The organism is Tistrella sp. (assembly GCF_002684955.1).
Classification (GTDB): domain Bacteria; phylum Pseudomonadota; class Alphaproteobacteria; order Tistrellales; family Tistrellaceae; genus Tistrella; species Tistrella mobilis.
Genome location: NZ_NYWI01000023.1, coordinates 1 through 11,482, shown reverse-complemented (window position 1 = coordinate 11,482; position 11,482 = coordinate 1). Strand labels below are relative to the sequence as shown.

The 11,482-nt window shown below is 67.5% G+C and carries 11 protein-coding genes; 3 read left to right on the top strand and 8 right to left on the bottom strand.

Going from position 1 to position 11,482, the window contains the following annotated elements; translation table 11 throughout:
• Positions 1-39: 39 nt before the first annotated feature.
• Complete coding sequence (locus CMO28_RS06170) at positions 40-180, bottom strand: hypothetical protein (RefSeq protein WP_296711180.1); 141 nt, start codon at positions 178-180, stop codon at positions 40-42.
• Positions 181-355: 175 nt separating this feature from the next.
• Here CMO28_RS06170 and CMO28_RS06165 point away from each other — a divergent pair, with 175 nt between their 5' ends.
• The 3 genes from CMO28_RS06165 (at position 356) to CMO28_RS06155 (ending at position 2,850) form a co-directional block, all read left to right on the top strand.
• Positions 356-1,021 (top strand): helix-turn-helix transcriptional regulator, encoded by a 666-nt coding sequence (locus CMO28_RS06165; protein WP_296711178.1) that lies wholly within the window; start codon positions 356-358, stop codon positions 1,019-1,021.
• Between the two features lie 159 nt (positions 1,022-1,180).
• On the top strand, positions 1,181-1,675 hold the full coding sequence (locus CMO28_RS06160) for a hypothetical protein (protein ID WP_296711175.1): 495 nt from the start codon (positions 1,181-1,183) through the stop codon (positions 1,673-1,675).
• Between the two features lie 128 nt (positions 1,676-1,803).
• Entirely contained in the window at positions 1,804-2,850 is a 1,047-nt protein-coding gene (locus tag CMO28_RS06155; RefSeq protein WP_296711173.1) for a hypothetical protein, read from the top strand.
• On the opposite strand, the gene CMO28_RS06150 is transcribed toward CMO28_RS06155, so the two are convergent.
• The 7 genes from CMO28_RS06150 to CMO28_RS06120 form a co-directional block, all read right to left on the bottom strand.
• A complete protein-coding gene (locus CMO28_RS06150; RefSeq protein ID WP_296711170.1) occupies positions 2,847-3,311 on the bottom strand; it encodes a pyridoxamine 5'-phosphate oxidase family protein in 465 nt (154 codons plus the stop codon). The two genes, CMO28_RS06155 and CMO28_RS06150, sit on opposite strands and share 4 nt — an antisense overlap.
• A gap of 100 nt (positions 3,312-3,411) precedes the next feature.
• On the bottom strand, positions 3,412-4,863 hold the full coding sequence (locus CMO28_RS06145) for an NAD-dependent succinate-semialdehyde dehydrogenase (RefSeq protein WP_296711167.1): 1,452 nt from the start codon (positions 4,861-4,863) through the stop codon (positions 3,412-3,414).
• 35 nt (positions 4,864-4,898) lie between these two features.
• The gene (locus tag CMO28_RS06140) at positions 4,899-6,584 is read right to left on the bottom strand and encodes an ABC transporter ATP-binding protein (RefSeq protein WP_296711164.1); all 1,686 of its coding nucleotides are present in this window, start codon (positions 6,582-6,584) and stop codon (positions 4,899-4,901) included.
• Positions 6,581-7,405 carry an ABC transporter permease gene (locus CMO28_RS06135; protein WP_296711161.1) on the bottom strand — a complete coding sequence of 275 codons (825 nt, stop codon included), beginning with the start codon at positions 7,403-7,405 and terminating at the stop codon, positions 6,581-6,583. The genes CMO28_RS06140 and CMO28_RS06135 overlap by 4 nt, the downstream gene beginning before the upstream one ends.
• Before the next feature lie 10 nt (positions 7,406-7,415).
• On the bottom strand, positions 7,416-8,360 hold the full coding sequence (locus tag CMO28_RS06130) for an ABC transporter permease (protein WP_296711158.1): 945 nt from the start codon (positions 8,358-8,360) through the stop codon (positions 7,416-7,418).
• A 46-nt stretch (positions 8,361-8,406) separates the two neighbouring features.
• Complete coding sequence (locus tag CMO28_RS06125; protein WP_296711155.1) at positions 8,407-9,573, bottom strand: C45 family autoproteolytic acyltransferase/hydolase; 1,167 nt, start codon at positions 9,571-9,573, stop codon at positions 8,407-8,409.
• A 58-nt stretch (positions 9,574-9,631) separates the two neighbouring features.
• Positions 9,632-10,993: an aspartate aminotransferase family protein gene (locus CMO28_RS06120; RefSeq protein WP_296711150.1), complete on the bottom strand. Its 1,362-nt coding sequence runs from the start codon at positions 10,991-10,993 to the stop codon at positions 9,632-9,634.
• Between the last annotated feature and the right edge of the window lie 489 nt (positions 10,994-11,482).

Below are 11,482 nucleotides of genomic sequence, written 5' to 3'. Positions count from 1 at the left end.
GATTGCAATCGGCCATGATGTGGTTGCGCGAGGTGCGGTTCACCGCACCAACAGTTCCACGGCCACAATCATGCCCATAAATATAATCGTTATGACACCAACCAGATAAAGTCCGGGCAGGATCGCCGTGGCCGCGATCAGCCGGGATCGGGTGCCTGTCTGAGGCGTCGGCTCGGCCATGGGGGCCCCTCCATGTCGAACTGCCGCCCTGAAGGGAACGCCCGAACGACGCCGGGGGTCCAACCGGCCCCACACCCCTTGCCCCGCGCCGCCCTCTCCCTTAATTTCCAAAGAACGGCTTGGAATAACGCTTTGGCATGATCCCGAAAGGGCGAGGACGCGGGTGACCGACCCCTTGAGAGACCCTTCCCTGAGACAGGCAACGGGCACGGCCGACCGGCTGCTGACCCTGATCAAGACCGGGGGACCGGAAACCGCCGCGGTGCTGGGTCGTACGCTGGGCACGACGGGGGAGAATGCCCGCCAGCAGCTGGTCAAGCTGGCGGCCGAGGGGCTGGTGGAGGCGCGGGCGGAGATCCGCGGCGTCGGCCGCCCGGCCCAGATCTGGCACCTCACCGATCGCGGCCAGGCCCGGTTTCCCGATGCCCATGCCGAGCTGACCGTCGCCCTGATCCGCCATGTTCGCGATCTTCTGGGCGAAGAGGCGCTCGACCGGCTGATCACCGCGCGCGAGGCCGAAACCCGTGCCGCCTATGACGCGGCGCTGGCCGGCGCGACCGATCCGGAGGCGCGCCTCCAGGCGCTCGCCCGCCAGCGCAGCGCCGAAGGCTATATGGCCGAGGTGCAGCCCGCCCCCGACGGCGACGGCTGGCTGCTGATCGAAAACCACTGCCCGATCTGCGCCGCCGCCACCGCCTGCCAGGGCTTCTGCCGCGCCGAACTCGCCGTCTTCCGCGCGGTGCTGGGGCCCGGATGCACGGTGACGCGGGAAGACCACATCCTGGCCGGCGGAAGGCGGTGCAGCTATCGGGTGCGGGTGGCGACGGGCACCAACCGGTGAGCCGCAGAACTCACCAGGCCGATGATCTCCGATGTGTTGCGCAAAAGGGGATTGCGCTCCCCTGTCTTTCTCCAGCTATGATAGTGCTCTGATCGTCACCTCAGGTGAGGGCGCATGGCGGGGAATGATCGGCGGCCTCGTGCCGGGGCGGATCGACGGTTGCGGAATCTTGCGGTGTCTCCCGGCTTCTGGGTTGTGATTGCAGGGGTAGCCTGTATAGGGTTTCTGCGTTGGCTCGATGGCTCGGCGCCGATTGTTCTGTCGCAGGCCGATCACCCGAAACCGGATGCTGCGCTGATCGCCGTTCTGGGCGATGGGCTTGACGCCATGCTTGAGCTTGATCTCGCCCTTACTCTCGGCATCTGCGTGGCCACCGGATACCTGCTGCGCGCCGACGGCAGACAGGGCTCGGATCGATGGATTCGCGGCCGTGCTGCCGGTGTTGTCGTCTTCGTGGCCGCCTTCGTGTCGCAGGCGCTTGCTGTGCGCACAAGGCTTCATTTCCACAAGCAGGTGGTCAACGATGCGGTCGTTCTTGACGATGTGCAATGGCTGCTGATGGTTCATGTGACCTTCCTGGCCGTCGCAGCCTTTGGGCTGCTCTACGTCGCGCTGGCGACCTCGTTCCGACGGCGGGGGCCAGCAGGCGGATGATTGTCAGGCAATTGACGAGATGGGCGTGGGCCACTTTCCTTTGCCTTGGGCTGGGGGCCTGCCAGACGGGTCCTGATGTTCCGATCAAGCATGTCCCGTCAGAGGCGGCTTTCGACGCCTGGAACTCATTGCGCGATCTCGACGATAGCCGACCTCATGACCGCATTCCTGAACTTGACGTTGCGATTTATAATTGCGGCACGTCATCAACTGTTATTGTTGATGGAAAACAGGAGATACCTGGCCGCAGATCGGAATATCCACTATTGTTTAAGATAAAGACTGGAGATAGTTTGCCTCTTAGTGTCGTTATCGCCGATAGTTATGAAATAATAAATTTCAGAATACACGTTAATATAAATAATCTGCAGTATATTATTAAAACAAATGACGGCAAAATTTTGCGTATAAATGGAGCATATGAAAGATATTTTCGATCATTTTTTGAAATCGCCGGGATTTATTTGATTGCTGTCGACTCGTTCTATGGCGTCTGGAGTTGGCCGCCGGCGTCTGACGTCTGTCGATCTGTGCGTTCTACATCTAAGATGGCCTTAGCGGGTGCCGCTGTGGCTGCCGCTATGGGCGTCTCTGGGCAATACGCTGGCCCCTACCCTATTGGGGCCAACCTGGCAGGCGCCGTTATGGGACACTATGCTGTCTCTTCGAGCGACTTCGATCTGAATATAGACGAAAGGTTCTTGAAATATGCCGCAGCGGCCCGCTATCCAGATCATAGATCTCCAGGACGTTATGTTTTCAGAGAGGATGATTCCGTCCTTTTCCACGAGGTCCATCTGAACGAAGACGGGAGGTGGTGCAGAGAAAGATCCTTCTTCGAGAGATTGTTCATGCCGAAAGAATGCCCACCTCCAGTGCGGGTGACATCGTCGGCGGGTATGCAGCCGTTTTCCATGGAATATGGAGACCTGCGTTCCGCTGTTATATTCCGGACCACGACCGACTTCTATCTCCTGCCCGAGCAGATCCTCCGGACCCTGCGCTTTGAAGGGGCGCTGACGCGCGGATGTACGTATGACACCGCCCGAAAATACAAAAGCTTCGAGGGCCGGCGCGAAATCCTGGTCGTCAGCTGTGACGATCCGGCAAAGGCCGGCAGATCCCTCTCATCCTCTCAGTTGCTTCTGGCTCCGGCTGTTCCGGCCGCAGACTAAGTGATCGGCCGCACGCCATACGCCGCCATCGCCCCCGCCACCTGGCTTTCTTCCGTCGTGCCCGGGCGCATGTAATAGCCGGGGGCGATGATCGGGCGGCAGGTATCGATGCGGATCGCGAAGACGTGGCGGATGGGGAAGGCGCCGCCGGTCAGGGCCAGAAGCGGGGCGGCGGCGGTGTCGAAGCCGGGGGTGTCGGGGGCCAGGATGCTGGCCGGGCCGGTGATCTTGCACCCCTTCTGGGTGAAGATGTCGATCATCGACACGCAGGCCATCGGGTTGCCGCGCAGATTGCGCAGGCTGACCGGCGAGGCGATTTCGGCGATCAGCAGGGTTTCCGCGCCGTCATGGGCGAAGATCTCTTTCGGGCTGACATTGGGCACGCTCTCGGCCGAGACGGTGGCGAGCCAGCAGAGCACGCTCCGCCGGATGAGGTCGAGGCTGCGGTCGTCGGGGGTCATCTGGGCGGGGTCCGGGCAGGTGATGGGCCATCATCGGGTGGACCACCATCCTGGCATGCGACGACCGGTCCGGCGACCCGACTCTGTTCCGGTTCGTGGCTCAGAACACCGTGTTCTCGGCCGTGAACTTGGTCACCAGCCAGCCCTCCATCGCCTCGCTGCCGCCTTCCGAGCCGTGGCCGGACGCCTTGATGCCGCCGAAGGGGACTTCCGGGAAGCCGAGCGGGGCCTGGTTGATCGAGACCATGCCGCTTTCAAGATCGGCCGAGACCGCCGCGGCCGTGCGGGCGCTGCCGGTCCAGGCATAGGCGGCGAGGCCCCAGGGCAGGCGGTTGGCTTCGGCGATGACCGTGTCGTAATCGCGGAAGGTGGAGATGGGGGCGATCGGGCCGAAGGGTTCCTCGTTCATGATCCGGGCGGAAAGCGGCACGCCGGTCAGGACGGTGGGCTGGAAGAAACAGCCCTGATTGCCGATGCGGGCGCCGCCGGTGCGGAGCTCCGCGCCCGCGGCCTGAGCATCGGCCACCAGCGCCTCCATGGCCTCCACCCGGCGCATATTGGCCAGCGGCCCCATGCCCACGCCGTCATCCAGGCCGTTGCCGACCCGGATCGCGGCGGCGGCGCGGGTGAAGGCGCCAATGAAGGGCTCTGCGATGTCTTCATGGACCAGAAAGCGGGTGGGCGAGATGCAGACCTGGCCGGCATTGCGGAATTTCTGCGCCGCCAGTGCCGCCGCGGCTTTGGCCGGATCGGCATCGGCGAAGACGATCGCCGGGGCATGACCGCCCAGCTCCATGGTGGCGCGCTTCATATGCCGCCCGGCCAGCGCCGCCAGCTCCTGCCCCACGGCGGTGGAGCCGGTGAAGGAGATCTTGGCGATCACCGGATGGGGGATCAGATAAGCCGAAATCTCCGCCGGCACGCCGAAGACCAGGTTGATCACGCCCGCCGGCACCCCGGCATCGGCGAAGGCGGCGATCAGCGCGGCGCAGCTGGCCGGGGTTTCTTCCGGCCCCTTGACGATGATCGTGCAGCCGGCGGCAAGGGCCGCCGCCACCTTGCGCACCACCTGGTTGATCGGGAAATTCCAGGGCGTGAAGGCCGCGGCCGGGCCGACCGGCTCGCGGGTGACGATCTGGACATGGCCGGGGGCGCGCGACGGGATCACCCGGCCATAGGTGCGGCGCGCCTCTTCGGCGAACCAGTCGATGGTATCGGCCGAGCCCATCGCCTCGGCGCGGGCTTCGGCCAGCGGCTTGCCCTGTTCCAGGGTGAGGATGGGGGCAATGGCGGCCGCGCGCTCGCGCATCAGCCCGGCGGCCCTGCGCATCAGCTTCGCCCGGTCGAAGGCCGGGACCCGCCGCCAGCTGCGGAAGGCGCGGTCGGCGGCTGCGAGCGCCCGGTCGAGATCGGCGGTCGAGGCATGGGCGACCCGGCCGATGACGGTGCCGGTGGCCGGGTTCAGAACCGCCTCGTCACGGCTGGTGCTGCCGGCGGTCCAGGCGCCATCGATGAACAGGCGGGTGTCGGGATAGGAGAGGGCGGCGGACATGGAGGGGGACGTCCTCGGTCTTGAGACGTGAAAGATCAGGCGCTGGCCTGGTGGTCGCCGTCGGATGCGGCCTCCTCGTGGCGCCAGCGCAGCCGCACCCCGCCCGAGGGCGTGGGGTCGAGGGTCGGGATCGCCTGGAGCAGGCGCTTCGTGTAGGGGTCGGCCGGGGCGTCGAAAATCCGGTCGCGCGGGCCTTCTTCGACGATCCGGCCCTGGTTCATCACCACCACCCGGTTGGCGAGCTGTTCGACCACCGCCAGATCATGGCTGATGAACAGGCAGGCGAAACCGTGGCGGCGCTGCAGATCGGCGAAGAGGTCGAGGATCTGGGCGCGCACGGTGGTATCGAGCGCCGAGACCGGCTCGTCGGCGATCACCAGCCGCGGCCGGCGGATGACGGCGCGGGCGATGGCGATGCGCTGGCGCTGGCCGCCCGAGAGTTCATGGGGGTAGCGGCCGGCATGGGTGTCGTCGAGGCCGACCTCGGCCAGAACCTCCAGCACCCGGGCGCGGATGGCGGCCCGGTCCAGCCCCGATCCGCGCAGCGCCTCGCCGATCGCCTGGGCGACGGTCATCCGCGGATCCAGCGAGGAATAGGGGTCCTGAAACACCATCTGGCAGTTGCGGCGATAGTCGGTCCAGGCGGCACCCGAGCGACCGGAAATCGGCTGCCCGTCGAAGATCAGCCGGCCGCCACCGGGTTTCTGCAGGCTGGCGAGCACCCGGCCGAGCGTGGTCTTGCCCGAACCCGAGCCGCCGACCACCGCCACCACCTCGCGCGGGCGGATGGCGAGATCGATGCCGTGGAGCGCGCGCTTGTGCGCTCTGCGCCGGAAGAGCCCGCCGCGTCGGCCGAAATCGACCGTCAACCCCTGCACCTCCACCAGCGGCGGGGCATCCGCCGCGACCTCGGGCACCGGGCGGCGGCGGGGCATGGCGCCCAGCAGTTTGCGGGTATAGGGATGGGCGGGGGCGCGCAGGATCTGGTCGGTCGGCCCCTGCTCGACGATCTCGCCCCGGCACATCACGATGACGCGGTGGGAATAGCGCGCGACCATGGCGAGGTCGTGGCTGATCATCAGCACGGCGGTGTCGTTTTCGGCGGTCAGCGCCACCATCAGCTCCAGCACGTCGCGCTGTACCACGGCATCGAGCGCGGTGGTCGGCTCGTCGGCGACCAGCAGGGCGGGTTTCGGCAGCATCACCGAGGCCAGCATGATCCGCTGGCGCATGCCGCCCGAGAATTCATGCGGCCAGGCCTTGAGCACGCGTTCGGGATCGCTCAACCCCACCCGTTGCAGCATGGCGAGGATCGCGGCGCGGCGGCCCCGGGCATCGAGCCCGGTGTGCAGCGCCAGCGCCTCTTCCAGCTGCCGGCCGATGGTGAGCGACGGGTTGAGCGAGGTCATCGGCTCCTGGAAGACCATGCCGATCCGCCCGCCGCGGAGTGCCCGCAGCTCGCGCGGGGTCATGTCTTCGAGCGCCCGGCCGTCGATCCGGATGCTGCCGCCGCGGCGGCGGATGGCGGGCGGCGTCAGCCCCAGCACGGCGCGGGCGGCCAGCGTCTTGCCGCTGCCGCTTTCGCCGACCACGGCGACGATTTCACCCGCCCGGACCTGAAAGCCCACCCGGTCGACCACCAGCCGGCCGGTCTCGCCGATGCCGAGCGAGAGATCCGAGACGTCGAGCAGCGGCGCGCCGGCGGTCATGCATCCGGTCATGCAATATTCCTCATCCGCGGATCCAGGCGGTCGCGCAGCGCGTCGCCGAGCAGGTTGATGCCGAGCAGGGTCAACGAGATGCAGAGCCCCGGGAAGATGCCGAGCCAGGGGGCCTGGCCCATGAAGGCGCGCCCGCCCGAGAGCATGTTGCCCCAGCTGGGCGCGGGCGGCGGCGCGCCGAGGCCCAGGAAGGAGAGCGCGCTTTCCGAGAGCAGCACCCAGCCGAACATTGAGGTCGCGAGCACCGTCAGCGGCGCCACGCAATTGGGCAGGACGTGGCGGAGCATGGTGTAGATCTGGCCATGGCCCATCACGCGTGAGGCTTCGATGAAGGCGTTTTCGCGCAGCGACAGCACCGTGCCGCGCATCACCCGGGCGACCGAGGGCGTATAGGCAAGGCCCAGCGCCAGCACGATGCCGCCGGGGCTCGCCCCCAGCACCACCAGCAGGCCCAGCGCCAGCAGGATGCCGGGGAAGGCGAGCAGGGCATCGTTGAAGGTCATCACGATCCGGTCGGTCCAGCCGCGGAAATAGCCGGCCAGAATGCCGATGATGCTGCCGGCGATGATGGCGAAGACCACGGTGGTGAGCGCGATGGTCATGCTGGCGGACGCACCGGCCATCAGCCGGCTGAGCACGTCGCGGCCGAATTCATCGGTGCCGAGCAGATGGGCGCCGCCCGGGGCGGCGAGGCGGGCGCGCAGGTTCAGCGCCAGCGGATCCTGCGGCGTCCAGATCGCGGCGAGCATGGCCACCAGGATCATGACGCCGACCAGGAACGAGCCTGAAAGGCCGCGCAGGGACCTCAAGATCATCATCATCCGGGCCTCTTCAGTTCAGGGTCACGCGCGGATCGAAGACCGGGTAGCAGAGGTCGACGATCAGGTTGACGAGCACATAGGCGCCGGCGATGAACAGCAGGCAGCCCTGGATGACCGGGTAGTCGCGGGCGAAGATGCCGTCGACCAGCAGCCGGCCGAGACCGGGGATGGTGAACACGGTCTCGACCACCGCAATGCCACCCAGAAGATTGCCCAGGATCAGGCCGATCAGCGTCCAGGTGGGGGCGAAGGCGTTGCGGAAGCCGTGGCGCCACAGCACCACCGGTTCCGACAGCCCCTTGGCGCGGGCATGGGTGATGTAGTCCAGCCGCTGCACCTCCAGCATGCTGGCGCGGGCCATGCGGATGATCACCCCGGTCTCGTGCAGGAACAGGGTCAGCACCGGCAAGGTGAGGTAGAGCAGCCCGGCCTGGAAATCCTCGGCCAGCGACACATAGCCGATCACCGGCAGCCAGCCGAGTTCCAGCCCGAAGAGCAGCAGCAGCAGCAGGCCCAGCCAGAAGGTCGGGATCGACAGCAGCAGGGTCGCCACCGCGATGAAACCGAGGTCGAGCGCGCTGTCCTGGTGCCAGGCCGCGATCATGCCCGCCGGCACGGCGGCGAGCGTCGCCAGCGCCACGGCGATCGCCACGATGGTGGCGCTGATCCCGAACCGGTCCAGGATCATCGGCAGTACCGGCAGATCGGTGGTGATCGAGCGGCCGAAATCCCCGGTCAGGATCTGGCCCAGCCAGAGCACGAACTGCACCGGCAGCGGCTTGTCGAGGCCAAGCTCGCGGGGCAGGGCGGCGACCGTTTCAGGCGTCGCCATGTCGCCCAGCATCAGCGAGGCCGGATCGCCCGGGATCAGCCGGATCAGGAAAAACACCGCCGCCGCCACGATCAGCAGCGTGGGCACGCCCATGGCGATGCGTGAGAAGATGAAGCGTCCCATGGCCAGCCTCCTGCCCTGAAGATCCCGCTTGAAAAGTGGGCGCGGCTCAGGCCGCCGCCGCCACCGGGTCGCCGGTCAGGGTGTAACGGGTGAAACCCTGCTGCAGCGCCGGCAGGGGGGCCACCTCCATCACGCCGGCCGCGGGGTCCATCACCACCATGGCGACGGTGGCCGACAGATTGCCGGCCTGGTTGGGCCGGGGCGGGCGGCAGACGGCATAGGGCGTGCCGAAATCGTCGAAGAAGGCGCGCTTCATGTCGTCGATGCCGATCTTCGGCCCCGACTCTTCCAGCAGCCGCTTCACCCGCCAGTCGCGATACAGGCTGTCGGGCATGTTGGCGATGCCGGTGTCGCGCAGCTTCGTGCGGGCGATCGGGCTGATCCAGTGATTGGCGTGGACGATCATCTCGTCCTCGGGCAGCACGGCGAAAGCCTCGTCGGGCGCGCATTCGAAATCGACCGCAAAGCCCTGGGCGGTGCTGATCATGATGTTGTTGGAGCAGGATTTGGGCGTGGTCGCCACCGCCCGGATCGCCTCGGCGAAATGGCTCTGTTCCAGCACCTTGCGGCGGATCAGCGACAGCGGCACGCCGGCGGTGCGGAAATCGCGCTCGCATTCCAGATAATTGGCGGTGATGGCGATGCCGGCCGCATTCAGCCCCGATCGGGCGAGGCCGCCGGCCTCGACGAAGGTCAGCAGATCCGGGCCGTCGTCGCGCTCTACGCGCAGCACCACGCCGGTTTCGGCGCATTCCGACCGCCAGTCCCAGTTCTGGCCATGGATCAGCCGGCCGGTCCGGCTGCGCCCGGGCAGGATGATCGCACCGGTGCAGCCGTCTTCGGGTTCGGAAGGCGCGTCGACGGCCGCGGGCGGCGCTGCGGCCAGCCGGCGGGCCTGGGCCACCACCTCGGTGCGGGCGTTGATCATCACCACGTCTTCGAACGAGGTGCCCGACCCTTCTGCGATGCCGCGGATCTCGTCCAGGTAATGGGCACCGAACGCCCGGATGCGCTCGGCGAAATCGGCGATCAGCCGGCGGCGGAAATCGGCATCGGCCCCCAGCCCGTCCAGCGCCCGGCCATAGATCTCGGCACTCCGCGCGATCCGGTCGGGCACGGCCGCGCCATAGGCGCAGCCGCGGTCATAGGGTGTGCCCGCGACGGACACGAAGGGGAAGGGTTGGATGGGGGCGTGCGGGGTGGCGGTTGTCATCGGGCGCTGGTCTCGTCTGACAGAACGAAGAGAGGGGGGAGGGGCGGGCGCGGTGGCGTTACGCCACCTCCCCCAGCGCCGTGCGGATGGTGTCGACCACCTGGCCCATCTGATCGGGGGTGATGATCAGCGGCGGCGACAGCACCAGATTGTCGCCCGCCACCCGGACCAGAACGCCGTCGTCGAAGCAGCGGTTGACCGTCTCAGCCGCACGCGCGCCCGGGGCGCCGTCGCGGCTCTCCAGCTCGATCGCCGCCAGCAGGCCGATATTGCGGATATCGCGCAGATGGGGCGCACCCTTCAGCTGGTGGACGGCGTCCTCCCAGGCGGCGCAGATCTCGGGCCCGCGGTCGAACAGCCCTTCCTGCTCGTAGGTCTCGATGGTGGCGATGCCGGCGGCGCAGGCCAGCGGATGGCCGGAATAGGTATAGCCGTGCATCAGCTCAACGGCCGCTTCGGGCCCGGTCATGAAGGCGTCGTAGACGGCGGTGGAGGCGATCACCCCGCCCATCGGCACGGCGCCGTTGGTCATGCCCTTGGCGCAGGTGATCATGTCGGGGGTGACGCCCAGGGCATTGGAGGCGAAGGGCGCGCCCAGCCGGCCGAAGCCGGTGATCACCTCGTCGAAGATCAGCAGAATGCCGTGGCGGGTGCAGATCTCGCGCAGCCGCTCCAGATAGCCGACCGGCGGCGGCAGCACGCCGCCCGATCCGGTCACCGGCTCCACGATCACGGCGGCGATGGTCGAGGCGTCGTGGATCTGGATGATGTTTTCAAGCTCGTCGGCCAGATGCGCCCCCCAGGCCGGCTGCCCGCGCGAGAAGGCGTTGTGCGCCAGATCATGGGTGTGGGGCAGGTGGTCGACATCGCCCAGAAGCGGGCCGAAATCGCGGCGGTGACGCGGGATGCCGGCAACCGACAGCCCGCCGAAGCCCATGCCGTGATAGGCCCTGGCCCGGCCGATCAGCTTCACCCGGTTCGCATCGCCGCGGACCTTGTGATAGGCCCGCGCGATCTTGAGCGCGGTATCGACCGCTTCCGACCCCGAATTGGTGAAGAACCCCCGGTCGAGCCCGGCGGGGGCGAGGTTCGCGATCCGCTCGGCCAGCACGAAAGCGGCCGGATGGCTCATCTGGAAGGACGAGACATAGTCCATCCGCGCCGCCTGGTCCTGGATCGCCCGCACGATTCGCGGCTGATTATGGCCGGCATTCACGCACCAGAGGCCCGCCATGGCATCCAGAACCTGCCGGCCGTCGGCGGTGGTGTAGTACATGCCGTCGGCCGCGACGAACAGGCGCGGATCGGCCTTGAACGCCCGGTTGGCCGAAAACGGCATCCAATAGGGCTGAAGGTCGTTGGGCGCAAACCGGGCATCGGGCGCGCCGGCCAGATCGAGGGCAGGGGACTGGACGGTCATGCCGCATCACTCCGCATCGGTGGGGATGACGGAACTATGATGCTACAAAAAACAAAATGCAAGAGATGGTGTTGGGGGTGGGCAGGGGGCCGTATGCCGTCGCCCGTTCATGTCGGGCGCCGGCTTTGCCGGGTTCGCCCTGCCCCCGCTACCGTCACCCGTCCATGTCGGGCGCCGACCCTCGCCGGGGTCGCTCCACCCCCACCACCATCGCCCGCCCATGTCAGGAGCCGGCCCCGCCGGGTTCGTCCCTGCCCCCGCCACCATCGCCCGTCCATCTGAGGCGCCGGCCCCGCCGGGTTCGTCCCTGCCCCCGCCACCATCGCCCGCCCATGTCAGGCGCCGACCCTCGCCGGGGTCGCTCCGCCCCCACCACCGTCATCCCCGCGGAGGCGGGGATCCAGGTTGGTTTCCACGGGAATGGACGGGCGGCCGGACGCGCGGGGGGCCGTGTCGGCCATCGCCGGCGGACCCGGGTGTGCGGCGTTC